Raw genomic sequence first — 23,375 nt, 5'->3', positions numbered from 1 at the left:
GACCCGGGTGGCGTCACTCGGCGTCCGTGTCGTGGATCCCGGGTATGGGAAAGCGCTTTCGCGGATCCTATATAGCGCTGGTTCGACTCTGCCACCCGGTATGCCCAAGTTTGTCCAGTGAGCTGGGCGAACGGGCTTTTTCGTGCCGCCACACTCAGGGGGCCGTGAGCCCGCCGAGGGGTGCCCGGCGCGCGATGATCTTGCGGTAGCTCATCCGCCACCCCTGGTCACCGTACGAGATGACGTCGTCGTAGGTCACGCTTCCGCAGGTGCCGCCCGCCATGATGCTGATCCCCTTGGAGCGGGCGCGGACCCGGCCGTCGGCGATCTCGGTGAGCACGACGTTCGTGACGTGATGGCCGACGGGGTTCGCCGCGCCCAGCGTCAGCGCGGCCGCCCTGATCGCCGCCACGCCTTCCAGCGATCCGACGCCGAAGTCCGAGGCGTCGTAAACGACGTCGGCGGTGAACAGTTCGTCCAGCCGGTCCAGCTCGCCGTCGTCGAACAGGTGCCCGTGCAGGGAGATCAGCTCTGTGATGGCCGCGCGATCGTCGGCGCCTAGTGTCATGCGGGACAGACTAAATGGGGAGCTCCCCACTTAGCAATCGGTCCACCCGGTCGGCCGGCTTGTTACCGGGGAATTTCTTTGGGCTGAACTCTTGACCTGGGCCCCGGGAGGGGGGAGTTTGGTCGGCATCGGATTTACGAGTCATTTCCGAACCTAGTTCGCAAAGGGGCGTCGTGGCGATTGTGATCGGAGTGGTGACCCACTCGACGCACAGGGAGTTGTTCCGGGAAGCCGCGAACACGCTCAGTGGGGTCGACCTGGAGTGGGTCAGCTACGACCACGAGGACGAGATCCGCGCCAAGGTCGCCGAGTTCCTCAGCACGACCCGGCTCGACGGCTTCCTGGCCGGCCCGGTCCCGTACACGGCCAGCCGCGAACTCCTCCCACCCGGCCTCCCGGTCGGTGTGATCCGCTCGTCGGCGCTCGACCTGACCCTCGCGCTCTATCGCGCCCAGGAGCGTGGCTGGGGTCGCACCCCGGTCAGCATCGACACCTTTCCCGCCGAGGCGGTCGAGGCGGTCGCCACCGCGCTCGAGCTCGACGCCGACGCCATCGACTGCCTGCCGTACGCCCCCACGCAATCCGTGGAGGACATCGTCGAGTTCCACCGTTCCGCGTACCACCGGTTCGGCGACCGCAGCTACGTGATCAGCGTCCGCGCCGACGTCCGCGAGCAACTGTCCGGCGAGATCCCGATCATGAGCGGCATGCCGGTGCCGGCGACGATCCGGACCGAGCTGCACGAGCTCGCGCTCCGGATCGAGTCCGAGCGAGCCAGCGCACAACGCTTCGCGGCCGGAGTCTTCCTGATCTCGCATTCGCAGGACGAGGAACGGGCCCGGATCGGCCTGATGAATCTGTTGCTCAACACCCCCGAGTTCGCCGGCGCGTGGATCGAGGACCGTGGCCGGCGCGGTGTCGTCGTCTTCGCGCACAAGGCCTTGTTCGAGCGCATCACCCGCAACTGGGTCGCCGTACCCGCGCTCGCCGAGGCGGCCGCGGCGCTCGGTGCGCAGGTCTCGGCCGGGTTCGGCGTCGGCGCGTCCGCCCGCAACTGTGTGGCCCTGGCCGAACAAGCGGCCGACCGGGCCGAGCGGGAGAGCGAGCCATGCGCCTACCTGATCGAAGACAGCGGCGTGATCATCGGCCCGATGGGCCCGGTCCGGGCGGCGCTCAGCTACTCCTACCGCGAGCACGGCGACGACGTCGAACGGCTCGCGAAGTCAGTCGGCCTCAGTGCCGCGACCGTCTCCCGGCTGGCGGCACTGGACCACGAACTGGAAGGTCGCGCGATCTCGCCCGGTGAGCTCGCCGACCATCTCGGCATCACGGATCAGAGCGGGCGCCGGCTGATCCGGACACTCGACGCTGGGGGCCTGGTGAGCGTCGAAGGCACTGCTCAGCACCATCTGAAAGGACGCCCGACGCGTCTGTACCGGCTACGCATCGCCCAAGCGCTACTGCGCCCACCGCGTTGAAGGGACCCCCCATGGAGTTCAACCGCCGCCAGATCCTGAAATACGCAGGCCTCGGCCTGGCCCTGCCCGCCGCATCGCCCCTGCTGTCCGCCTGCTCCAACGACAAGTCCGCAGGCTCCGGCGACGGCAGCGTGAAGTTCGAGGGCTGGGACTACGAGGCCGCACTCGTCCAGCAGAACCTCGACAACTTCACCAAGACCAGCAACATCAAGGTCAACTACACCCCGATCACGAGTGCGCAGTACGTTCAGAAGGTAGTCGCCGAGTTCACCGGTGGCGGCGGCCCCGATGCCCTTTACGTGTACGACGATTCCCTCGCGGGCTGGGTCGAGGGGGACTACCTGCAGCCGCTCGACGGCATGGCCGGCGTCGACGAGGTGTACGCCGCGATCTACCCGGGCAACGCGTCCGCGATGACGTACCAGGGTAAGCGCTACGGCCTGCCGTACTACACCGACTCCAACTGCCTGACCTACAACAGCGACATCCTCGCCAAGGCCGGGATCACGAAACCCCCTGCCAGCCTGGAGGAGCTGGAAGCGCAGGCGATCAAGATCAAGAACGCCGGCCTCCTGAAGTACCCCATCGGCGTACCGGCGCAACTGTCCGACACCTGGTGGTCCTGGGTGTGGGCGCTGGTCTACGGCAGCGGCGGCAACATGTTCGACGACCAGCAGGCGCCGATCATGAACACCACCGACACCGTGGTGAAGGACGTCTTCGCCTGGCTGCAGCAGGCGGCGAACAAGTCGAAGGTGATCGACCCGGCCTGCCTGCAGATGACGGCGGTCCCGATCGACAACGCGATGAAAGCGAACCGGTACGCGTACACGATCGGCGCGCGGTACGCGAGCCGCGACTACAACGACGCGACCAAGTCCAAGGCCGCGGGCAAGATCCGGATGGCGCTGATACCGAGCCTCGATGGTCAGGTGCACGGGACGGTCAGCAACACCCGGCTCTATGCGCTGGCCAAGGACACCGAGGTGAAGGACAACGCGTTCAAGCTGCTCACCTACCTGGGCGGACTCGACGCGAACAAGCAGCCTTACACCGCGAAGTTCTGGTTCCTGCAGCGTGGTCTCGGGTTCGCCTACAAGTCGATGGCGACCGACCCGGAGATCACCGCATCGCTGAAGAAGTTCGCCGACCCGGCGATCTACGCCCACCTGGGCGAGATCGCCAAGCCACGCAACGTGCTCGGCGTGCCGTGGTACACCGAGTTCGAAATCGAGATGCACAAGGTCGTGCAGGGCGTGCTGAGCAACCAGACGCAGCCGTCCGCGGCGGTGGCGAGCTTGGCGCAGTCCGCTGACACACTGAAGAAGAAATACAACTGAGGATGACCGTCCTCGCCGAACGCCGGCCGCTGGGCGACAACGCCAGGGCCTGGGCGCTGAACGCGCCGGCCATGATCGTGATCGCCCTGCTGGTCGCCTACCCGATCGCGTACTCGTTCTGGGTCAGCCTGCAACGGAACAACCTCAAGCGCCCGCGGGCGAACAAGTTCATCGGCTTCGACAACTACCAGGCCCTGCTCAGCGATCAGGCCTTCCTGTCCGCGCTGAAGGTGTCGGCCCTGTTCGTCCTCGTGGTTCTCGGGCTGACCGTCGTACTCGCGCTGATCCTGGCGCTGGTGCTGAACGAGCAGTTCCGCGGCCGCGGTCTGTTGCTCAGCCTCGCTCTGTTGCCCTGGGCGATGCCGGGGGTGGTGAACGGCCTGATGTGGCGGACCATCTTCGACGCGAAGACCGGCGCCCTGAACGGTCTGCTGACGCAGCTCGGACTGATCGACGAATATCACGCCTGGCTGACGTCCGGGACCGGTGCGTTCCTGTTCACCGCACTGGCCCAGGTGTGGAACACGCTTCCGTTCTCGGTCATCATTCTGCTCGCCGGACTATCAACAATCCCCTCAGAGTTGTACGACGCCGCCACCGTCGACCGAGCGGGTGCGGTGCAGCGGTTCGTCCAGGTGACGTTGCCGTGGTTGCTGCATCCACTGCTGATCGTGCTGATTCTCGAGACGATGAACGCGTTCCGCGCCTTCGACACCATCTACGTACTGACCGGTGGCGGACCGGGTGACGCGACCACCACCATCGCCCTGCTCGACGTGCAGACTGTCCTGACCTTCACCGACTTCGGGCTGGGCAGCGCCTACGCCTGGGTGATCACCGCGATCACCCTCCTGATCTCGGTCGGCTACATCGGCCTGCTCTACCGGAAGGGGAACTTCGAGGTATGAGCACCATGGTGAAGGTGCCCCTGCGCTACCGAATCCCCTGGAAGAAGATCGTCCTGTACGTGCTGGCGGTCGCGTTCGCGCTGTATCTGGTGTTGCCGTTCTACTGGATCGTCGCGATGAGCTTCATGCACGAGGTGGATGCGATCTCCGTTCCGCCGCACTGGATTCCGGTCCACCCGACATTGGAGAACTATCTCGGTTTCCTGCATCCGAGTGAGGCCCAGCAACTCGTCGGCGGCCGGGCGATCGACGAGACGCCGTACTCCTTGCGGAACAGTCTGATCGTCTCCACCTCGACGGCGATCCTGAATCTCGTGCTGGCCACGTTCGCGGCGTACTCGTTCTCGCGGCTGAAGTTCCGCGGCAGTCAGGTGCTGCTGGTGCTCTACCTGCTCACCCGGATGGTGCCGGGGATCGCGATCATCATCCCGTTCTACCTGCTGATGCGGACGTTCGGGCTGCTGGACACCTACCTGGCGCTGATCCTTTCGTACACGACGTTCGCGCTGCCGATCACGATCTGGATCCTGAAGGACTTCTTCCGCTCGGTGCCGCGCGAGCTCGAGGAGGCGGCCCGGGTGGATCGGTGCGGCTGGTTCCGGACCATGTGGTCGGTGTTCCTGCCGGTCGCGGCGCCGGGGCTGGTCGCGGCCGCGGTGTTCGCGTTCATGACCGCGTGGAACGAGTTCATGTTCGCGTTGTTCCTGACCAGCACGAAGGCGGCCAAGACGATCCCGGTGGTGGCGGCGAACTTCGCCACCGACTTCAACACCCAGTTCACCGTGATGGCCTCGGCCGGCGTGCTCGCGGTCGTCCCACCCCTGGTACTGGCCCTGCTCTTCCAGCGCAAGCTGGTCCAGGGCATGGCCGCCGGATCCGTGAAGGGCTGACAGATGGCAGAGGTTCGGCTCGAAGGCATCACCAAGTCGTTCGGCGGCAAGACCGTGGTGAACGACCTGAATCTGACCATCGAGGATCAGGAGTTCCTCACCCTGGTCGGCCCGTCCGGTTGTGGAAAGTCGACGACCCTGCGAATGATCTGCGGCCTGGAACGGGCCTCCGAGGGCGACATCTTTTTCGACGGCAAGCCGGTCAGCTGGCTGCCGGCCAACAAGCGCGACGTCGCGATGGTGTTCCAGAGCTACGCGCTCTACCCGCACAAGACGGTCCGGCAGAACATCGGGTTCGCGCTGAAGATGATGCGGGTGCCCAAGGCGACGATCGCCGAGCAGGTGCTGCAGGCGGCCCGGACGCTGGACATCGAGGACCTGCTGGATCGCAAGCCGCGCGAGCTGTCCGGTGGCCAACGGCAACGAGTCGCGCTCGGTCGCGCGATCGTGCGGGACGCCGGTGCGTATCTGCTCGACGAGCCGTTGTCCAACCTGGACGCGCAGCTCCGGGTGCTGATGCGTGCGGAGATCAAGCGGCTGCACGTGGATGTCGCCCGGACGTTCATCTACGTCACCCACGACCAGGTCGAGGCGATGACGATGTCGGACCGGATCGCGGTGATGCGCGACGGCGTGGTCCAGCAGTGCGCGACGCCGGAGGAGATCTACGAACGCCCGGCGAACCGTTTCGTCGCGTCGTTCATGGGCTCGCCGCCGATGAACTTCGTCACCGGTGAGCTGGCCGACGTCGACGGCGTCCGGACCTTCCGCAGCGGCGCGTTGAGCCAGGAGCTGGGCCGGTACGACGTTTCGCCCGACGACCCGGCCGTCGTCCTGGGCGTCCGGCCGGAGGACGTGACGTTGTCGCCGACCCCGGTCGCGGGCTACCAGCCCGGGAAGGTGTTCGTGTCCGAGCCGCTCGGTCCGGATGTGCTGGTCACGGTCCGGATCGACGGCGAGCTACTGAAGGCCCGCGTCCCCGTGCCGTTCCGGCTGGGTCATGACAGCACGGTGTACGTCGGCTTCAACCAGAACCGCCTGCATGTGTTCAAGGCCTCCGACGGCACCGCGCTGCACGCACCGCAGCGGGTATAGGCGCCGCCCCCCGAGCCCCCCATCGAGAGGAACGCTTTTGAGAGACCCCGAGAACGCGATCGTCGAGGTCGAGCTGCCGGACGACTTCGACGAGTTCTGGGCGGCCGGCCTGGCGGACTGCGCGTCGTACCCGCTGGACCCGGTCCTCACCGAAATGCCGTCGCTGTCCACGGACAAGGTGATTGTCTACGATCTGCGCTACACCAGCTATGGCGGTCTGCGGATCGCAGGCTGGTACACCGTCCCGCGCGATCGGCCGGCTCCGTACCCGGCGTTGGTGACGATCCCCGGCTACATGTCCGAGCCGACGATCCCGAAGGAATGGTCCGAGCTCGGGTACGCCGCGCTCGCGGTGGCGCCGCGCGGAAAGCTGCGGTCGAACGACGTGTTCAACCCGGGCTACCCGGGATTGCTGACGCACAACATCGTCGACCACAACACGTACGGGTATCGCGGGTTCTACCTCGACGTGGTGCGGGCGGTCGAGGTATTGCTCGATCGTCCGGAGGTCGACGATCTGCGGATCGGGCTGCAGGGGTCGAGTCAGGGCGGTGGCCTCGGGATCTCGACGGCCGCGCTCATGCCGGATGTGATCAGGTGCGTCGCGGCGGGAGCGCCGTACCTGTGCGGGATCATGACCGCGCCGGCACTGACCCGGTCGTATCCGTACGAGGAGATCAACGAGTACTTGCGGATGCACCCGAAGGACGTCGACCGGGTGCGGGAGACGGTCGCGTACTACGACGGGCTCAACTTCGCACCGAAGGTGCGGGCGCCGACGCTGCTGTATCTCGGGCTCGAGGACGACGTGTGCCCGCCGGAGACCGGGTTCGCGCTGCGGCGGGTGCTGACGTGTGAGACCACCCTGCACGCCTACCCGCACTGCGCGCACCACGCCGGGCTGCCGGGCGTGATGCGGATCGTGGAGGACTTCCTTGCCGAACACCTCACCCCGGGACGGTGAACCGATGACCTTCGACAGCTACTGGTCCGCCGTCGACGAAGAGTTGGCCGCGATCCCCGCTCGGCCCGTGCTCGACCTGGTGCCGGCGCGGACGACGGACGAGGCGACCAGCTACACCGTGCGGCTCACCAGCACCGGGCCGTACCGCGTCTTCGGTCATCTCAGCATCCCGGCCGGTGACGGGCCGTTCCCCGCGCTCCTGCAGACGCCGCGCCACGGGAGCGTCAACGACATGCCGCACCCGAACGATCGGAGCCGGTACGTCGTGTTCGGCCTGATGCACCGTGGTCAGCGGCTGGCCGACGAAGGGTTCTCGGCGGCGTACCCGGGATTGTTGACGATGGGCATCGACGACCCGGCGTCGTACATCTATCGCGGGATCGCGGCGGACTGCCTGCGGGCCGCGGAGTTCCTGATGAGCCTGGACGAGGTCGATCCGGCGCGGGTGGCCGTGCGGGGGAACGACCTGGCGGTGCTGACGGCCGCACGGCGGCCCGGGTTCAGCGCGGTCCGGGTCTCGGAGTTGCTGTTCTACCGGGCGGCAGAGGCACGGCCGAAGTCGAGCCGCTATCCGCTCGAGGAGCTCAACGATCACCTCCGGGCCGGCTCGTCGGCGGAGATTGTTGCCCATGCTCTCGCCTACTTCGATCCGGTCCGGCATGCGTCCGCGGTGACCGCTCGGACGTTGCTCGCCGTCGACGATCCCGACTGGTGTGCGGCACTGATCGAGGCCTTGCCTGCCGCGAGTGTCTACAAGCTGACCCACCTCGATGGCACCGACAACGACTTCCTGGATGCCTGGCTGGCCGAACTCTCCGGCGTACCGCCGATGTCGAAGTTCCTCGTATGACCAATCCCTTCGGGGTCCGGCCCGTCATCAACGCCTCCGCGACACTCACCGCGCTGGGCGGCTCGCTGATGCCGCCTTCGGTGCTGAAGGCGATGACGGAGGGGGCGGCCCACTTCGTCGACCTGCCCGAACTCCACGACCACGTCGGTGAGCGCCTGGCCGCGCTCACTCGCAACGAGGCGGCCTGCGTGACGTCCGGTGCCGCGGCGGCGATCACCCTCACGGTCGCGTCGTGTGTCGGTGAGCCCGCGCAGGCGTTCCCGGCCGATGCCGAGGTCGTCATGTTCGCCGGCCAACGCAACGGCTATGACTACGCGGCCCGCCTGACCGGCGCCCGCATCGTAGAAGTCGGCCCGTCGATCGAGGAGCTCCGAGCCGTCCTGGTACGACGCCCCGCCTGCGTACTGTGGTTCGCCGGCGCCCGCTACGCGGCGGATGCTCTGCCGATCGAGGACGTGATCCGAGTCGCCCGGGAGCTCGCCTCGGCCGGCACCCCGGGCCGCATCGGAGCCCCTGGCCCCGCCGGTCCACCGGCTGTGCCGGTGATCGTGGATGCGGCGGCCCAGATTCCACCCCTCTCCTCGCTGTGGCGATTCACCACGGAGCTCGGTGCGGATGCCGTGATCTTCAGCGGTGGGAAAGGGTTGCGCGGACCGCAGTCCAGTGGGCTGGTGCTGGGAAAGCGGTGGATCGTCGACAGGTGCCGGGCGCATGCGTCGCCGAATCAGCAGATCGGGCGTGGGATGAAGGTCGGGAAGGAAGAGCTGCTCGGGCTGTACGCCGCGGTCGAGTGGACGCTGGAGCAGGACGAGGAGGCGCTGCTCGCGAGCTACGAGCAGATGGTCGACCGGTGGATCGTCGGCTTGCGCGGAGTGCCGGGTGTCGTTGCCGAGCGCGGGTACCCGAGTGAGGCGGGCCAGCCGCACGGGCGAGCGGTCGTCCGATTGCTGACCACCAGCGGCTGGACCCGGGACGGGTTGGTGCGGGCTTTGTGGGACGGGGACCCGCGGATCGCGGTCGGTGTGTTCGGCGTACCCGATGACGCGATCGCGCTGAACCCGCAGACGATCGAGCCGGGGGAAGACCTGGTGGTTCTCGATGCGCTGGTTCGGCACCTGAGCTCTGGGGATGCCCAGGGGCTTGGCTGACCTGGACCGAAACTCGGAGTCGGGCGCCGCAGCCGTCACCCGCTGTCCGCCACCCGGCGAGTGCCGTCCACCTCTTACGGCGGCGCGGAAAAGATGGAACCGGGGCGCCTGCTCACGCCAATTACCTCTGTCAATGAAGGACACCGAGAGGTAAGAGATGCAACATGAGAGCTGGACGGATGCGCCGCCCCGGCCACCCGCCGCCGGCCCGCGATCCCGGCTCGAGCCCGACCGGTTCGCCGCGTTGTTCACCCGGCACGGGCCCGAACTCAAGCGGTACGCCATCCGGCGACTGGGCGTGGAGCCCGCCGACGACATCGTGGCCGAGACGTTCGCCCAGGCCCTCCAGCATCTGGACTCGTACGACCTGGCCAGGGGCGACGAGCGGTCCTGGCTGTACGGCATCGCCACCAACCTCATCGGCCAGCACCGTCGGCGGGAGGTCGCGCTCTACCGCGCACTGAGCCGCACGGGGGCGGACTCGGTGATGGAGCCGTTCACCGACGAGGTGGAGCAGCGGGTGGTCGCGGACGCTGCTCGGCGGCGGCTGGCCGGCGCGCTGGCGGGGTTGTCCCGCAAACACCGCGACACGCTGACGCCGAGAAGGGGCCCACGCACCCGGGGAAGACGTTGGAGGAGCTCCAGGCGCTGCCTGCTGACCCTGACGCCCTGCTCGAGCACTTCCGCACCATGGATCGGAAGCTGACGCCGCTGTCGATCTGCGAGCCCGACTGCCCTGCGGGGACCGAGCAGGACGTCAAGGCATGGGGGGCCATCGGCTGGTACATGAGCCACGGCGCGCTGGTGCCGCCGGACAAGGCGGCGGCGATGTACCGGGCGCTGGCCAAGATCCCGAACGTCAAGATCGAGGAGGGCACCGCGGACGGCGACGGGCGCGCCGGCATCGGCGTGGTGCTCGACCTGGGCGAAGCCGGTCGCGGTATCTACATCCTCGACGCCGGCGACTACCACTACCTCGGCTTGAAGGTGGTCGACGGCGAAGGGACATCGGCGATGTCCGTCCTGAACTCCGGCATCGTGGACGAGCCCGGTCAAGTGCCCTGATCTCCCGAAGGGGCGGCGGCCCGACAGGGCCCTCGCGGTGCGGTAGCGTCCGGCGTCATGGTCGTGGATGTCTGGAACCGATTACGCAGGGCCGCCCCGCGCGGCGCCACGGCACTGATCGCCGACAGCGCTCTGGGCGCGCTCTTCCTGGCCCTGTACCTGGCCGAACGGCTCGTGGTGGCCCCCCTGCCGAACGCGAGCCTCCCGGCCGCCCTGGCCTGCGGGCTCGGCATCGCGGCCGGCCTGGCTCTGCGGCGCCGCACACCCCTCCCGGCCTTCGTCCTCGGCGCGACGGCCCTCGTCGCCGGCGTCATCGTCGCCGCCCCCAGCGTGCTCGCGCCGTACGCGAACCAGATCGGCGTGTACTCCGTCGGGCTGCACGCGACGCGGCGACGGGCTCGCTGGGGGCTGGTCCTCACGATCATCTACATAGCCGCCTACTTCGTGGTCGTCCGGCCCACGCCCCGGCCCGCGTCCATCGGCGGTGTGGTGTTCGTGTGGCTGCTGACCTGGCTGGTCGGGTACGGCACGGCGCGGCGGCGCGAGGAGCAACTCGCCGCCCGGCGGCTGATGCGGCGCCAGGCCGTCACCGAGGAGCGGGCGCGCATCGCCCGCGAACTGCACGACCTGGTCGGGCACACGGTCAGCCTCATGCTGGTGCAGGCCGGGGCAGGGCGGAGGGTGCTCGACCGCGACCCCGCCAAGGCCCGCGAACTCCTCCTCGGCCTCGAGCAGACCGGTCGCGCCGCACTCGCCGAACTCGACCGCGTCCTCGGCGTGCTGCGCCGCGACAGCCCGGGAGACGACGGCGAGACCGGCCAGCCCGGGCTCGCGGGCCTGCCCGAGCTGGCCGGGCGCATGACGGAGGCCGGGATCGAGGTCCGGGTCCAGATCGACCCCACACCGCCGGAACTGCCCCATAGCCTGGACCTCTCGGCGTACCGGATCGTCCAGGAGGCCCTCACGAACGCGCTCAAGCACGGCGACGCGACCTCCGCGACCGTCACCGTCCGCCACGACGGCGGTTCGCTCGACATCGACGTGCGTGACGACGGACGCGGGTCGCCTCCCGGCTACCAGCCGGGACGCGGCCTGCTCGGCATCGGCGAGCGGGTCGCCCTGTTCGGCGGCACCCTGTGGCACGGCCCGGCCGGCGCGGGCGGCTTCCGGCTGCGCGCCGTGCTCCCGTTGCCCACGAGCTCCGCTCTTTCACCCGGGGGCGCCGCCGCCTCACCCGAGGGAGGCGGCCCGTCGTCCGGTGACGGCCCCTCCGCCGAGCAGGAAGGACCGGTGACATGACCGTCCGTGTGCTGCTCGCCGACGACGACGCGCTGCTCCGGGCGGGGGTGGCGGTCGTGCTCGCCACCGCCGACGGGATCGAGGTGGTCGGCGAGGCCGCCGACGGCCTGCGGGCCGTGGCCCTGTGCCGGTCCCTCGCGCCGGACGTCGTCGTGATGGACGTGCGGATGCCCGGCCTGGACGGCATCGAGGCGACCCGGCGCATCGTCGCGGCGGGGCTGCCGGCCCGCGTGCTCGTGCTCACCACGTTCCAGTACGACGAGTACGTATGGGGCGCGCTGCGCGCGGGTGCCAGCGGCTTCCTGCTCAAACGCGCCTCGCCCGAGCGACTGATCGACGCCGTGCGCACCCTGGCCGCGGGCGACGCGCTGCTGGACCCCGCGGTCACCCGTGACCTCATCGGCCGGTTCGTGGCGAGATCGCCGGACGCGCCCGCCGCGCCGGCGCCCCACTGGTCACGGCTCGCCCAGCTCACCGAGCGCGAACGGCAGGTGCTGCGCCTCATCGCGGAGGGCTACTCCAACGAGGAGATCGCAGACCTGCTCGCGATCGCCGAGTCGACGGCCAAGACCCACGTGAAGCGCATCCTCGCCAAGATCGGCGCCCGTGATCGCGCGCAGGCGGTCGTCATCGCCTACCAGAGCGGTCACATGGGCGAGGGCCGTTCCTGAGCGTGGGCACGTGTCCCCGACGCGCGTCCGGGGTCGCCTACCCCCTCGGGGGTACGGGTGCTCACCCCGGCGGGGGGACGCTGCGCGGGCGGCCCGTCCGTAGCGTCAGCGGCCATGAAGAAATCCCTCAACGCTCCCGCCGGGTCGCCGGCCCGCCGCGTCGGTTGGGCGGCGATGACCGTCCTGGCCGCCGCCGTCGTCCTCCTGACGTCCCCGTATCTCACGCTCGATCCGGACGTCTTCCTGGAGCCGCAGAAGGCGGTGTACCTCACCCGCCAAGGCTCCCTCTTCCTCCACGTGGCCGGCGGAGTGGTGGCGCTGGCGCTGGGGCCGGCGCAGTTCGTGAGCCGGCTGAGACGGCGTTTCCCCGCCGTGCACCGCTTCACCGGCCGCGTCTATCTCACGGGCGCGCTGGCGGCCGGGATCGGCGGGCTGCTGCTGGCGCCGACCACCTACACCGGGCCGGTGGCCGCCCTGGGGTTCGGCACGCTGGCGGTGCTCATGCTGCTGACAGCCGTGGCCGCCTTCGTCGCCATCCGGCGTCGCCAGGTGGACCGGCACCGGATCTGGATCACCAGGTCGTACGCGCTCATCTTCGCCGCGGTCACCTTCCGGCTCTGGCTCATCGTGCTGCGCATGTCCGGGGTCCCGTTCGAGGACGCGTACGTGTGGGGCGCATGGCTGTCATGGATGATCAACCTGCTGGTGGCCGAGCGGGTGATCAGGACGACCTGGCCCGCCGGTGGACGGCCCGTACGAACGGCGGGATGACCCCCTCTTGGGCCAGGTCTGGACCTGATGGTGGGAACCGGTCGGCTGCGGGCGGGCAAGTAGGGGTGTTCCATCCGTGAGCCGAGAGGCCAGAGCATGTCAGAAACGAGCCCCGCCGATTCCGCGGTCATCGCGCGGTCCCGGCAGGAGCCCGAGGTGTTCGGGGAGATCTTCCGCAGGCACGCGGCCGAGATCAAGAGATTCGTCATTCGCCGCCTCGGACTCGACGTCGCCGAGGACGTGGTGGCGGAGACCTTTCTCGCCGCCTTCCACCAGCGCGGCCGGTACGACCTGGCCAGGCACAACGCCCTGCCCTGGTTGTACGGCATCGCCACCAACCTCATCGGTCGCCACAGGCGCACCGAGGCCAGGCAGCTGAACCTCCTGGCCCGCACCGGTGTGGACCCGGTCACCGAACCCTTCACCCCGCGCAGCGACGAGCGGCTGAGTGCCCAGGCCGTACAGCAGCGCCTGGCCGCCGCGCTTGTCGCGCTGCCCGCCGGGCACCGCGACGTGCTGCTCCTGGTGACCTGGGGCGGCCTGAGTTACGCCGAGGCCGCCGAGGCGCTCGGCATCCGCGTCGGTACGGTCCGCTCACGCATCAACCGGGCCCGTACCAAGATCCGCGAGGAACTGGGCGGGACCGACCCCACAGCACTCGTCATCGAGGAGGTCCGCCATGGATGACCTGGCCCAGCTCAACAACTTCCGCTCCGAGGTCCCCGTGCAGGAGGACCTGCGGGCCGAGGCGGAGCGCCTGATGGCCGGCATGTCGGCGCCGGCGCGCCCCAATTTTCGCCGCCTCGGACTGCGCGCCGCATTGGCAGGAGGTCTGGCGGCCGCGGTGGGAGTGGCGGTGTTCCTTGTCCAGAACCAGCCCGCCCCGACGCCACCCCCTCCGCTGATCCGCACGGTCGCGGCCGTGGAGGTGCTGACGCGGGCGGCCGAGCACGCCGGCAGCCGTCCGGAGCTGCATCCCAGGCCCGGCCAGTTCCTCGTCTACCAGTCGGAGACCATGAACTCGGCCGAAGGGGAAGGGCAGATCTGGCTGTCGCGTGCCAGGCGCACGTTCTGGCAGCCGGTCGAGGGCAGTTCGGTCAAGGCGTTCCTGCAGAATGAGATCTTGGCGCCTCTGCCGTATCCGGGGCACACGCTCCCGCCGCTGGCACAGTGGGAGCAGGAGCAGGTGGGCAAGCCCAGTCGTCCTGAACGGGCCGCTGACTTCGACGACCGCCCCGAGTTCATGCGTAACGACTACGCCTACGTCAGCAAGCTGCCGGCCGATACCGAGGGCATGCGCAGGCACCTCTACACGCAGGTGCCCTTCGACGGGTCGCAGGACTACGAGGCGTGGGGCAGGGTCGGCGGGTTGCTCGAGGAGTCCTATCTGCCCGCCGCGCAGCGGGCCGCGCTCTTCGGCGCGGCGGCCACGATTCCCGGGGTGGTGACGGTGAAGGAGGCGCAGGACGCCGCAGGGCGTACGGGCATCGCGGCGGCGATGGTGTCGCCTATGGGGGTCAGGGAGGAGTACATCTTCGACCGGAAGACGTACGACTATCTCGGCCACCGGGGGGTGGTCGTGGACGCGAAGCCGGCCAATGCTCCGGTGGGGAGCGTGGTGTCGTCGAGCGCGCAGTTGAAGGTGAGCGTCGCCGACAGCGCGCCGATCGTGGAGTAGACGGCACCCGATATCGACCGGCCGACGTGCCGCGCTTCAACCCGGATGATCTCCATCTGCCACTCCTTCAAGGTCCAGACCCTGTGCCGTGGCGAGCGGAGGCATCGGATATATTGCAAATAAAGCATATCTATTGCGATATTTGCAACGAGAAGTGTTCCATGCGGGTGGTCACATGGGCGGGGGTTCGGCTCGCCCAGCAGGAAGCCCCGATCCCGGAGATCTCGGACGGGGAGGTGCTGGTCAGGGTCTTCGGAGTCGGAGCTCGTCGTCACACCCGTCCGGAACCGCATGTACACCGACTCCAGCGCCGACGGAGGATGAGCAGCCGATGAGACCAGTAGACGTGCTCGCGATCGGGGAGACCATGGTGATGGTCACCCCGGTGGGCGGGCGGCTCGACGCGGACAGCACGTACATCCTGCGGCCGGGCGGCGCGGAGTCGAACGTGGCGGCGCTGCTCGCCCAGCTCGGCCACCGCACGGCGTGGGCCGGCGCGGTGGGCGGCGACCCGCTGGGCGACATCATCGTCGACGCGCTGCGCGCGCACGGGGTGAACGTCGATCTCGTACGCCGCGACGCCGAGCGGCCCACCGCCGTGTACTTCAAGGATCCGACCTCGTCGGGCACCGCGGTCTACTACTACCGGCGGGGTTCGGCGGCCTCGGCCATGACCGTCGCCGAGGTCGCCGGCTGGGCGGCGCGGCCGTCCCGGGTGACGCACATCTCCGGCATCACCGCGGCGCTCTCCGAGCCGTGCCTGGACCTGACCCGGCACATCGTGTTCGACCGCCCGTTGGGGCCGTCCGTGGTCAGCTTCGACGTCAACCACCGTCCCGGCCTGTGGTCGGGCGACGGGCCCGACGTGCTCCTGGAGCTCGCGCGGCGCGCCGACGTGGTCTTCGTCGGGCGGGACGAGGCGGCGGCGCTGTGGGGGACGTCGGACGCGGAGAGCGTGCGCGACCTGCTCGACGGACCGGCGTACCTGATCGTGAAGGACGCAGCTATCGAGGCGGTCAGCTTCACCCCCACGGGCGTGCACCGCGAGCCGTCGATGCCGGTCGAGGTCCTGGACGCGGTCGGCGCGGGCGACGCCTTCGCCGCCGGTTGGCTGAGCGGGTTCCTGGACGGCCGCGACGAGGCGACCCGGCTGCGGCTGGGGCACTACGCGGCTTCCCGTGTTCTGATGTCTCCGGCCGACCTGGCCGATCTTCCCCCCGCTGACGAGATCGTCACGCTGCTCACCGAAGGGGCGCACACCCTTGTCGCAGACCGTCGCCCGTGCCATTGACATCATCGGTTTCGTCTCCGTAGGGCACCGCACGCTCGGTCAGATCGCCGAGCACCTGGGCGTGCACAAGTCGACCGCGCTGCGCCTGCTGCAGACGCTGGAGGAGGGCGGGTTCGTCCGGCGGGTGCCGGGCGGCGCGTACGGCATGGGCTTCCAGCTCATCGCGCTCGGCCAGCTGGCCCTCGACCAGGTCGAGGCCCGCTCCCTGGCGCACCCGATCCTGCACGAGCTGAGCGAGAAGTCCGGGCACACGGTCCACCTCGGCGAGCTGGCCGGAGACCAGGTCGTCTACGTCGACAAGATCGACGGCCGGGGCACCGTGGCCATGGGCTCCCGCATCGGGCTGCCCGCCCAGGCGCACACCGCGGCCGTCGCGAAGGTCATCCTCGCCTACCAGGACGAGAAGACCCGGGCGCGGTTCCTGGAGCGCGCCGCCTTCACCCGCTTCACGCCCACGACCATCACCGACGCCGACGCGTTCGAGGCGGACCTCGCGCTCACCCGGGAACGGGGATGGGCCGAGGACGACGGCGAGCACGAGGACTACATCAACTGCCTGGCGCTGCCGGTGTTCGACGCCCGCGGCCGGGTCACCCACGGGATCTCCATCACCGCTCTGCGAGCGGTCGCGCCGCTGGCGGAGCTGCGCGCGCACCTTGACGAATTCCGCGAAGCGGCCCACCAGATCTCGAAGAACCTGGGCTGGGGAGGAGACGCATATGGACGCCGCTGAGTTCTTCGGCCGGCACCTCGACCGTAACCCGATTCTCGGCATCTTCCGCAACCTCGATCCCGAGGCGACCGTGGAGAGGTGCGAGCGCGCCTGGGCGTTCGGCGTCGAGCTCATCGAGGTGCCCGTACAGACGCCCGACGCCCTGCCGTCCCTGCGCGCGGCGCTCGGCGCGGCGCGGCGGCACGGCAAGAGCGTCGGCGCGGGGACGGTGACCACCACCGAACAGCTCGCGGAGGTCAGCCGTCTGGGCGCGGCGTTCACGGTCGCGCCCGGCCTGCACCCCGAAGTCGTCGCGGAGTCGCGCCGGCTCGGGCTCCCCCACCTGCCCGGCGTGGCCACCTCCACGGAGATCGCCACAGCTCTGTCGCATGGCTTCACCTGGCTCAAGGCGTTTCCGGCCGAGCAGCTCGGCCCCGGCTGGATCACCGCTCAGCTCGCGCCGTTCCCCGCCGTCCGTTTCGTCGCGACCGGCGGGATCGACGCCGCCAACGCGGCCGCCTTCCTCGCCGCCGGGTGCCGGGGGGTCGCGGTCGGATCCGCGTTGAACGACCCGGACGCGCTGGTACGGCTGCGGGACGCGGTTTCCCGGTAACCGTTCACCCGCTGTCGATGATCGACCCCGGCCCGTTGGCCGCGTGCCGGGCGATCCCCTCCCACCGTTGCATCAGGCCCGCGTACCAATCCTGCCTGCCCCTGGCCGCGAAGAGCGACTCCAGTTCGCGCAGCCGCGCCCCGATCCGCGCCACATCAGCGGCACTGAGATCGTTGTTCTTCCACTCGAACGCGAACCGCGCCCCCTCAGAGGTTTCCACGATCTCGAACCGGTCGAAGAACGGCTTGGCCCACTTAGACAGCCCTCGCATCATGGGCAGATCAGCCGGATCGATGAAACAGAACTCGTGATCGATGCCCGCCGTCCGGCCATCCTCGGCGACCATGAAGTTGGTCCGCCACCTGTCCGTGTTGAGCGTCAGCGCATCACCGAGCCCGATCAAGAGGACGTCTCCAGCGTTGCCCAGCGCCTTTTTCGGCAGCCCGAACCCGTGGAGAAACTCGATCAGCAGCCGATTCGGCCCCGTCCGGTAAACCCGCGGAACCCGCGCCCCGATCGCCTCGTAGACGTGCGACCCCAGTTCCTCGGAATCGGCGCGACGTCTCGGAAGTTGCGCCTCGACTTCGACGACCTTAACCATCTGTATTACCTTCTCGACCGCGCTGCTACCGTCGTGGAAGATCAGCTTTGCGACATGTCCTGCGTTGAGCATCCCGCCACTGAGCGGGATGCGGTCCTTGGTCCCTGACAGCAGCCCGCGCACCAGTTCGCCGGGGAAGGTCCAGTGACCGATGCGCGACGGCTCGCGGAAACCCTCCTGCGCGTACCACGGTTGCCTGACCTGTGCCACAGGCGTCTCCGGTGCCCGCGCCGCCGAGGCGTCCGCCACCTGGCTCGCCTCTGTCGTCCTGCTCCGGTCCGGCACTCTGCCCGCGTCCACGGGTTGCCCCGCGTCCCGCGTCCCGTTCGCGTCGGCCGTCCTGCCCGGCTCGGGCGTGCCTTCCCGCATCCGTACGGTCGGCGCGTCCTCAATGCGGCCCGTCACCGCCTCGCCCGGTCGCGGCCCGGCCGAATCGGCGGGCTTCCCGCCGTCGTCCTGCCGCAACCTGATCGTCGGCGTATCCTCGATCCGCCCACCAGGACTGTTCTCGCCCCGTCCCGCTCCGCTCTCCCTCAGCCGCACCGTCGGCGCATCTTCAATCCGTCCGGCAACGGCGTCACGGGCGCGCACACCAGACGCATCACCATTGTTCTGCCGCATCCCGGCCGTCTGCACATCCTCCCGCCCCAACCGCAGGGTTGGGGGGTCCACGTCCGCGTGCGGGTCCCGGTTGATCAGTTGGTCGATGCGTCCGGTATGCGACGCCCGGGGCGGGTGGTGATCCGCACCAGGCTCCTCCCGTACGCCGCTCAGGTCCGTACGCCTCCCAGCGACCGCCGCCCCCGACTCATCTCCGTTCTGTACACCCCGTACCGACCCGTCCGCCTCAGCCGGGGAGGACACTCCACGCTCCTGCCCTCTCGACGAGGGCATGGGCCCGCCACCATCGGACGCCCCTCGCGGCGAACGCCCCTCTGCCCCTCCGAGCGCAGGCCCGGCATCCCCGGCCTCCGAATGGACCGGCACCGCGTCGCCACCATGTCCCGTGGCCCGGCCCGGCGTCCAACTGGCCCAGTGGGCGTCCACTCCGCCCACCATCCCCGAGGTGAACGCCTTAGCCATCACCGTCCAATCGAGCGGCTGCCCGCTCATCAGCGAACTCGCCACCGTCGCCCCCGCCGACGCCACCCCCGAATGCCCCATCAACATCCACAGCGACCGCGTGGGCAACGCCCAAGCCAATCCCGTCAGCAGCCCGCCCGTCATCATGCCCATCCCCGCGGAGGTCGCCACCTGCTCGAGGTCGATGTCGTCGCGCCGCGTCTGGGTGGCCTGTACGTACAGGTCCATCCCGCCCATCAGCGCGCCGAAGAGTGCGACGTTCACCAGCAGCCGCTGCCTGAACTGCCTGATCGTCCACCGCGCGGCCTCAGCCCGCACCTTGAACAGCCCCTGCGCCGTCAACCGCCCGGCCGGGTGCAACAGCGCCCACGTCAGCCACAGCATCTGAACCACGAACAGCAACACGGCCAGCTTGATCATCCGCTTGGTGTACTGGACCTGCACCCCAAGCTCGTTCAGCTCGATCGCGAACGAGACCAGCTGCTTCACCAACCGGGCTTTCCGCCCTCCGACGGTCTTATCGACCCGCTTCACGAACGCCTTGAGCGCGTCCCCATCCCACTCCCCCTGCGTCCGGCCGGCCAGCCACTCCGCCACGCCGTCAACCCCGGCCACCACCTTCCGCGCAGCCGCCACGAGCGCATCGGCCAGCCGGAACAGACTCCGCTCGTCTCCCTGCGGCCAATCCGTCCCCACGACCCAGCCGACCCACGGCCGCAGCCACGCGGGAACTGGAAGCCCGTCAAGCCACATGGCACTCAGCTCTCAGCGCTCTCGCCCGCCACTTCGCCCGACACCCTCTCCGACCTCACCGACACCACCAGAAACTCCTGTCCACTATGCCCACCTTTTGGCGTTTTGGCACGTCATTGCACACAAAGCCCGGCCACTAGGCGCCCCTGGTGGTCTTTCGAGGGGAACGGCGCCGCCAACGCGGCCACCTTCCTCGCCACCGGGTGCCGGGGTCGCGGTCGGATCCGCGTCGAACGATCCGGACTCGCTGGTACGGTCGCGGGACGCAGCTTCTCGGTGACATGAGATGGTAGTTCGTCCTACGAATTTGTTACTCTGGCCCAGTGAGTGAACATGTTGACGGCCAGATCGGGACGGTGGCGGCGCTGGTGCGGTCCACTTTCCTGGTGAATGCCGTGTACGCAGAATCCGCCCGCGAATACGGCCTCACCCAGCAGCAGGGCCAGTTGCTGTGCGTTTTGATGCCGCAGCCGTACGGCATGAGCGAGCTGGGCGCGGTGCTCGGCCTGGCCAAGTCGAGCCTGACCGGCCTGGTTGATCGCACCGAGCGCAACGGCCTGGTCCAGCGCAAACCCGATCCCCAGGACTCCCGCGCGGTAAGGGTGGCGCTCACCGGGCAGGGCGCCAAGCTCGCCGACGAGTTCTACACCGCGACCTGCCGCCGCATCGAGGAACTGACCTCGGGGTTCGCCCCAGCGGAACGCGACACGCTCGCCGCTTTGCTCGGCCGCGTCGTGATGGACAACAAGGTGCCCACCGTCTTCATGGAACCAGATTCCCTGCGCTGAACCCGAGAAGAGGTTGCAGTTCGCTCTACGAACTAATATTGTTCGTGACACGAACTCAACCTCTTTTTGTGTGATGGTACGGAAAGGCAGAACATTGTCCGCACACGACGTCGTCTTCGGTTTTGGCACGCATCCCGGCATCGACGACATACCCGAACTGCTGCGCATGGCCCAGCAGGCCGACCAGGACGGGCTCGACATCTTCACCTTGTCCGACCATCCCTACGCCGGCGAGCGCCTGGACGCCTACGCCGCGCTCGGCTTCATCCTCGGGCGTACGCAGCACATCGCCGGTTTCGCCAACGTCACCAACCTGCCGACCAGGCCCGCTCCCATGCTGGCCAGGACGGTGACATCGCTGTCGGCACTGTCGGGCGGCCGGATCGTGCTCGGCATGGGCGCGGGCGGGCTGTGGGATCGCATCGCCGACATGGGAGTGCCGCGGCTGACGCCCGGCGACGCCGTGGACGCCTTCGAAGAGGCGATCGTCCTGGTCAAGCTGCTGTCAGGCGGCGGTCCTCCGGTCACCTACCAGGGTGACCACTACCAGGTGAACCAGATCGAGCCCGCTCCCGTCGCCGCGCCGCCCGTGTGGACCGGGTCGGTCGGCCCGAAATCCCTGGCCGCCACCGGCCGGGTGGCCGACGGTTGGATCCCCGGCCACGCGGCCGACTGGCTCAGCGAGCGCTACCGGACCTCACGGCCCATCATCGACGAGGCGGCCACGTCCGCCGGCCGCGATCCGAGCGAGATCCGCACGGTCTTCAACTTCCCCGGCCGCATCACCGACCAGCCACTGCCCGCCACCCGTGACCACGACGGCCGCTGGCTCGGCGGCTCCGTCGGCCAGTGGGTCGAGGAACTGACCGCAGCCGTGCTGGAGCACGGTGCGTCGGGCTTCACGCTCTTCTCCGCCGGCCACAGCGCCCCGGGCCTCACCATCCTGGCCCGCTGGGCCCAGGAGATCGTCCCGGCCGTCCGCGAGGCGATCGCGAAGTAAAAATCGGATCGAGTACGAAATTGGAGTAGTTGTATATTCGAAGTCACTATGGTTTTCTGGGGTCGTGAGCCGGACTCCCCCGGCATCCAGCGACACCAACAAGAGGAACCTGCCATGAGCTCTCCCCGTGACCTCCGCATCGCGATCGTGGGCGCCGGCCGCCCTTCGGCATCGGCGCCAACCTCGCCCTGATCGACGGCAGCGACCTGGCCACGGCCATCGCCACCCATGCCGACCTCGACCGGGCCACCGCCGCCTACGAAGAGGCCATGCTGCCCCGGTCGGCGGCCGCCGCTCAGGCCTGCGCGGAGCTGATGGACAACCTGTCGGAGAACTTCACCGGTGACGTCGACAGCGTGCGGCGCACCCTCAACGACCGCATCCGCCGAGCCCAGCCCGGACTGGTCAGCGGGTAGGAGTGCGGTCCACATCGGCCCAGCCGTTGCGCAGCCGGGCGAACAGGATGCGCAGCGTGTGGGCGGGATCGGGGCTCTCCTCGGCGAGGGCGCCGACGTCCAGGGCGAAGCGGGCCAGCGCGCGAGCCTGGAGGTCGTCGTCGGACAGGCCGGCTTCCTCGGCGATGGCCTGGGCGAGAGTGGTCTCCCAGTTGCGTTGCATGCGCATGAAGTGGTCGCGCAGCGCGGGGGTGGCGTGGACCAGGTTCAGGAACTCCTCGCGGGAGGGTTCGCCGGTCTGGCGCGGCTCGGGCGCGGCGAGATAGGTCTCCAGCGCGTCCAGGATCGTCGCTTCTGCCGGACGGTCGCGCACCACGGAGCCCAGTCGCTGTTCGTGCGCGGCCTCCTGGTCGAAGACCAGCGATTCCTTGCTGGGGAAGTAGGCGAACAGCGTGCTGACCGCGATGTCGCACGCGTCGGCGATCTCGGCCACGGTCACCGCGTCGAAGCCGCGCTCGCGGAACATCGCGAAGGCCGTGTCGGCCAGCCGCTTGCGTGTCTGGGCCTTCTTGCGTTCCCGCAGTCCTCCGCGTGTCATGCCGCCACTGTAGTCCAGATATCGAAGCTGCAATGAATCAATAGTCACTTGCTTTTCATAGTTACTTCAGAAATCCGGCGATCACCCAAGGACGAGCGGGAGTTTTGCGGCCAGCTCGCCCAGTTCGGCCTTCTCCGCGTCGGTCGGGGCACGCCGTCCGGTGCCGACCAGCAGCGCGTCCTTGTCGGCGAACGTCGCGGGGAACGCGGTCCCGGCGATCTTCTCCAGCATCTCGCGGGACCGGGCGAGCCCCTCGGCGGGCGGTTCCGCCGCGTCCGGGAGGTGCGCGATCAGGTCGAGGTGGTGCAGCGTCCATTCCAGGACGTACGCGGAGAGGTAGTCGCCCGCGGTGAGGACCTCGTCGCGGGTGCCGACCCGGAGGCCCGGGTCGGCGAGTTCGGCGGCGCGGCCGGCGGCCGAGCCGACGTCGTCGAGGTGGAACTTGAGCAGCCGAGGCTCCTCGTACGCGGCGGCCAGCCGGACGATCAGCGCGTCGAGCGGGTCGTCGCCGGTCGGTGGCGTCGTGGCGATATCCCAGTAGGTCACCGCGTCGCGGGTCGGCTCCGTTCCGGCGGGGGTCACGAGGGTGATCAGGACGTCCTGAGCGTCGATGACCAGATGGCACACCAGGTCCCGCACGAGCCAGCCGGCACAGCCGGACGGCCGGGCGAAGTCCTCGTCCGGGAGCTCGGCGACCGCCGTGCGCAACGCCGTCCAAGCGCGAGCGAAAAGATCCACATCGGCACGGTAGTGCGGTGCCGTGATGGCGAACAAGCGCATTTGGACGGTCGGTGCGCGCAGGCTCGGGTCAGGTGC

The 23,375-nt window shown here is 69.0% G+C and carries 25 protein-coding genes; 21 read left to right on the top strand and 4 right to left on the bottom strand.

Annotated elements, in window-relative coordinates:
* Positions 1-154: 154 nt before the first annotated feature.
* Complete coding sequence (locus AB0F17_RS57810; protein WP_358043214.1) at positions 155-568, bottom strand: nuclear transport factor 2 family protein; 414 nt, start codon at positions 566-568, stop codon at positions 155-157.
* A gap of 173 nt (positions 569-741) precedes the next feature.
* Between AB0F17_RS57810 and AB0F17_RS57805 the strand changes: the two genes are divergently transcribed.
* From AB0F17_RS57805 to AB0F17_RS57720, 18 genes are all read left to right on the top strand, one after another.
* Positions 742-2,046, top strand: coding sequence for a helix-turn-helix domain-containing protein (locus tag AB0F17_RS57805; protein WP_358043211.1), 1,305 nt, complete (start codon positions 742-744; stop codon positions 2,044-2,046).
* Between the two features lie 11 nt (positions 2,047-2,057).
* Positions 2,058-3,386, top strand: coding sequence for an extracellular solute-binding protein (locus AB0F17_RS57800; RefSeq protein WP_358043208.1), 1,329 nt, complete (start codon positions 2,058-2,060; stop codon positions 3,384-3,386).
* 2 nt (positions 3,387-3,388) lie between these two features.
* A complete protein-coding gene (locus AB0F17_RS57795; protein ID WP_358043205.1) occupies positions 3,389-4,294 on the top strand; it encodes a sugar ABC transporter permease in 906 nt (301 codons plus the stop codon).
* Entirely contained in the window at positions 4,291-5,184 is an 894-nt protein-coding gene (locus AB0F17_RS57790) for a carbohydrate ABC transporter permease (protein WP_358043203.1), read from the top strand. The genes AB0F17_RS57795 and AB0F17_RS57790 overlap by 4 nt, the downstream gene beginning before the upstream one ends.
* Before the next feature lie 3 nt (positions 5,185-5,187).
* Complete coding sequence (locus AB0F17_RS57785) at positions 5,188-6,279, top strand: ABC transporter ATP-binding protein (RefSeq protein ID WP_358043200.1); 1,092 nt, start codon at positions 5,188-5,190, stop codon at positions 6,277-6,279.
* Between the two features lie 37 nt (positions 6,280-6,316).
* Positions 6,317-7,243, top strand: a complete 927-nt coding sequence (locus AB0F17_RS57780) for an acetylxylan esterase (RefSeq protein ID WP_358043197.1) — start codon at positions 6,317-6,319, stop codon at positions 7,241-7,243.
* Between the two features lie 4 nt (positions 7,244-7,247).
* Positions 7,248-8,093 carry an acetylxylan esterase gene (locus AB0F17_RS57775; protein ID WP_358043194.1) on the top strand — a complete coding sequence of 282 codons (846 nt, stop codon included), beginning with the start codon at positions 7,248-7,250 and terminating at the stop codon, positions 8,091-8,093.
* Positions 8,090-9,241 (top strand): hypothetical protein, encoded by a 1,152-nt coding sequence (locus tag AB0F17_RS57770; protein ID WP_358043191.1) that lies wholly within the window; start codon positions 8,090-8,092, stop codon positions 9,239-9,241. Before AB0F17_RS57775 ends, AB0F17_RS57770 begins: the two co-directional genes overlap by 4 nt.
* A gap of 157 nt (positions 9,242-9,398) precedes the next feature.
* Positions 9,399-9,947 carry an RNA polymerase sigma factor gene (locus AB0F17_RS57765; protein ID WP_358043188.1) on the top strand — a complete coding sequence of 183 codons (549 nt, stop codon included), beginning with the start codon at positions 9,399-9,401 and terminating at the stop codon, positions 9,945-9,947.
* Positions 9,932-10,306, top strand: coding sequence for a hypothetical protein (locus tag AB0F17_RS57760; RefSeq protein WP_358043186.1), 375 nt, complete (start codon positions 9,932-9,934; stop codon positions 10,304-10,306). Before AB0F17_RS57765 ends, AB0F17_RS57760 begins: the two co-directional genes overlap by 16 nt.
* Positions 10,307-10,363: 57 nt before the next feature.
* A complete protein-coding gene (locus tag AB0F17_RS57755; RefSeq protein WP_358043183.1) occupies positions 10,364-11,605 on the top strand; it encodes a sensor histidine kinase in 1,242 nt (413 codons plus the stop codon).
* Entirely contained in the window at positions 11,602-12,276 is a 675-nt protein-coding gene (locus AB0F17_RS57750; protein WP_355382691.1) for a response regulator transcription factor, read from the top strand. The genes AB0F17_RS57755 and AB0F17_RS57750 overlap by 4 nt, the downstream gene beginning before the upstream one ends.
* 114 nt (positions 12,277-12,390) lie before the next feature.
* Positions 12,391-13,047, top strand: coding sequence for a DUF2306 domain-containing protein (locus AB0F17_RS57745; RefSeq protein WP_358043178.1), 657 nt, complete (start codon positions 12,391-12,393; stop codon positions 13,045-13,047).
* 96 nt (positions 13,048-13,143) lie between these two features.
* The gene (locus tag AB0F17_RS57740) at positions 13,144-13,734 is read left to right on the top strand and encodes an RNA polymerase sigma factor (RefSeq protein ID WP_358043175.1); all 591 of its coding nucleotides are present in this window, start codon (positions 13,144-13,146) and stop codon (positions 13,732-13,734) included.
* Positions 13,727-14,725, top strand: coding sequence for a CU044_5270 family protein (locus tag AB0F17_RS57735; RefSeq protein ID WP_358043172.1), 999 nt, complete (start codon positions 13,727-13,729; stop codon positions 14,723-14,725). Before AB0F17_RS57740 ends, AB0F17_RS57735 begins: the two co-directional genes overlap by 8 nt.
* Before the next feature lie 331 nt (positions 14,726-15,056).
* A complete protein-coding gene (locus AB0F17_RS57730; protein ID WP_358043169.1) occupies positions 15,057-16,016 on the top strand; it encodes a sugar kinase in 960 nt (319 codons plus the stop codon).
* Positions 15,988-16,749, top strand: a complete 762-nt coding sequence (locus AB0F17_RS57725) for an IclR family transcriptional regulator (protein ID WP_358043166.1) — start codon at positions 15,988-15,990, stop codon at positions 16,747-16,749. Before AB0F17_RS57730 ends, AB0F17_RS57725 begins: the two co-directional genes overlap by 29 nt.
* A complete protein-coding gene (locus AB0F17_RS57720; protein ID WP_358043163.1) occupies positions 16,736-17,341 on the top strand; it encodes a bifunctional 4-hydroxy-2-oxoglutarate aldolase/2-dehydro-3-deoxy-phosphogluconate aldolase in 606 nt (201 codons plus the stop codon). Before AB0F17_RS57725 ends, AB0F17_RS57720 begins: the two co-directional genes overlap by 14 nt.
* Before the next feature lie 4 nt (positions 17,342-17,345).
* On the opposite strand, the gene AB0F17_RS57715 is transcribed toward AB0F17_RS57720, so the two are convergent.
* A complete protein-coding gene (locus AB0F17_RS57715; protein WP_358043160.1) occupies positions 17,346-19,778 on the bottom strand; it encodes a hypothetical protein in 2,433 nt (810 codons plus the stop codon).
* Positions 19,779-20,101: 323 nt separating this feature from the next.
* Here AB0F17_RS57715 and AB0F17_RS57710 point away from each other — a divergent pair, with 323 nt between their 5' ends.
* From AB0F17_RS57710 to AB0F17_RS57700, 3 genes are all read left to right on the top strand, one after another.
* On the top strand, positions 20,102-20,566 hold the full coding sequence (locus AB0F17_RS57710; protein WP_358043157.1) for a MarR family transcriptional regulator: 465 nt from the start codon (positions 20,102-20,104) through the stop codon (positions 20,564-20,566).
* A gap of 94 nt (positions 20,567-20,660) precedes the next feature.
* Positions 20,661-21,566 (top strand): LLM class flavin-dependent oxidoreductase, encoded by a 906-nt coding sequence (locus AB0F17_RS57705; protein WP_358043154.1) that lies wholly within the window; start codon positions 20,661-20,663, stop codon positions 21,564-21,566.
* Between the two features lie 269 nt (positions 21,567-21,835).
* On the top strand, positions 21,836-21,982 hold the full coding sequence (locus tag AB0F17_RS57700) for a hypothetical protein (protein ID WP_358043151.1): 147 nt from the start codon (positions 21,836-21,838) through the stop codon (positions 21,980-21,982).
* Here the strand turns inward: AB0F17_RS57700 and AB0F17_RS57695 are convergent.
* Both AB0F17_RS57695 and AB0F17_RS57690 read right to left on the bottom strand, forming a co-directional pair.
* Positions 21,972-22,559, bottom strand: a complete 588-nt coding sequence (locus AB0F17_RS57695; RefSeq protein ID WP_358043148.1) for a TetR family transcriptional regulator — start codon at positions 22,557-22,559, stop codon at positions 21,972-21,974. The two genes, AB0F17_RS57700 and AB0F17_RS57695, sit on opposite strands and share 11 nt — an antisense overlap.
* Before the next feature lie 81 nt (positions 22,560-22,640).
* Positions 22,641-23,297 (bottom strand): maleylpyruvate isomerase N-terminal domain-containing protein, encoded by a 657-nt coding sequence (locus tag AB0F17_RS57690; RefSeq protein ID WP_358043145.1) that lies wholly within the window; start codon positions 23,295-23,297, stop codon positions 22,641-22,643.
* Positions 23,298-23,375: the final 78 nt, after the last annotated feature.

Source organism: Nonomuraea sp. NPDC026600 (genome assembly GCF_040638335.1).
Classification (GTDB): domain Bacteria; phylum Actinomycetota; class Actinomycetes; order Streptosporangiales; family Streptosporangiaceae; genus Nonomuraea.
Note: the sequence above shows the minus strand (reverse complement) of the source record. Positions and strands in the feature narration are given on the sequence as shown.

What these genes read in the sequence shown, in the direction of transcription:
- AB0F17_RS57770 (WP_358043191.1), top strand. Translation starts at nt 8,090, where the DNA reads ATGACCAATCCCTTCGGGGTCCGGCCCGTCATCAACGCCTCCGCGACA.
- AB0F17_RS57695 (WP_358043148.1), bottom strand. Translation starts at nt 22,559, where the DNA reads ATGACACGCGGAGGACTGCGGGAACGCAAGAAGGCCCAGACACGCAAG.
- AB0F17_RS57745 (WP_358043178.1), top strand. Translation starts at nt 12,391, where the DNA reads ATGAAGAAATCCCTCAACGCTCCCGCCGGGTCGCCGGCCCGCCGCGTC.
- AB0F17_RS57760 (WP_358043186.1), top strand. Translation starts at nt 9,932, where the DNA reads ATGGATCGGAAGCTGACGCCGCTGTCGATCTGCGAGCCCGACTGCCCT.
- AB0F17_RS57700 (WP_358043151.1), top strand. Translation starts at nt 21,836, where the DNA reads ATGCTGCCCCGGTCGGCGGCCGCCGCTCAGGCCTGCGCGGAGCTGATG.
- AB0F17_RS57730 (WP_358043169.1), top strand. Translation starts at nt 15,057, where the DNA reads ATGAGACCAGTAGACGTGCTCGCGATCGGGGAGACCATGGTGATGGTC.
- AB0F17_RS57790 (WP_358043203.1), top strand. Translation starts at nt 4,291, where the DNA reads ATGAGCACCATGGTGAAGGTGCCCCTGCGCTACCGAATCCCCTGGAAG.
- AB0F17_RS57765 (WP_358043188.1), top strand. Translation starts at nt 9,399, where the DNA reads ATGCAACATGAGAGCTGGACGGATGCGCCGCCCCGGCCACCCGCCGCC.
- AB0F17_RS57750 (WP_355382691.1), top strand. Translation starts at nt 11,602, where the DNA reads ATGACCGTCCGTGTGCTGCTCGCCGACGACGACGCGCTGCTCCGGGCG.
- AB0F17_RS57720 (WP_358043163.1), top strand. Translation starts at nt 16,736, where the DNA reads ATGGACGCCGCTGAGTTCTTCGGCCGGCACCTCGACCGTAACCCGATT.
- AB0F17_RS57795 (WP_358043205.1), top strand. Translation starts at nt 3,389, where the DNA reads ATGACCGTCCTCGCCGAACGCCGGCCGCTGGGCGACAACGCCAGGGCC.
- AB0F17_RS57740 (WP_358043175.1), top strand. Translation starts at nt 13,144, where the DNA reads ATGTCAGAAACGAGCCCCGCCGATTCCGCGGTCATCGCGCGGTCCCGG.
- AB0F17_RS57755 (WP_358043183.1), top strand. Translation starts at nt 10,364, where the DNA reads ATGGTCGTGGATGTCTGGAACCGATTACGCAGGGCCGCCCCGCGCGGC.
- AB0F17_RS57735 (WP_358043172.1), top strand. Translation starts at nt 13,727, where the DNA reads ATGGATGACCTGGCCCAGCTCAACAACTTCCGCTCCGAGGTCCCCGTG.
- AB0F17_RS57785 (WP_358043200.1), top strand. Translation starts at nt 5,188, where the DNA reads ATGGCAGAGGTTCGGCTCGAAGGCATCACCAAGTCGTTCGGCGGCAAG.
- AB0F17_RS57800 (WP_358043208.1), top strand. Translation starts at nt 2,058, where the DNA reads ATGGAGTTCAACCGCCGCCAGATCCTGAAATACGCAGGCCTCGGCCTG.
- AB0F17_RS57715 (WP_358043160.1), bottom strand. Translation starts at nt 19,778, where the DNA reads ATGTGGCTTGACGGGCTTCCAGTTCCCGCGTGGCTGCGGCCGTGGGTC.
- AB0F17_RS57810 (WP_358043214.1), bottom strand. Translation starts at nt 568, where the DNA reads ATGACACTAGGCGCCGACGATCGCGCGGCCATCACAGAGCTGATCTCC.
- AB0F17_RS57775 (WP_358043194.1), top strand. Translation starts at nt 7,248, where the DNA reads ATGACCTTCGACAGCTACTGGTCCGCCGTCGACGAAGAGTTGGCCGCG.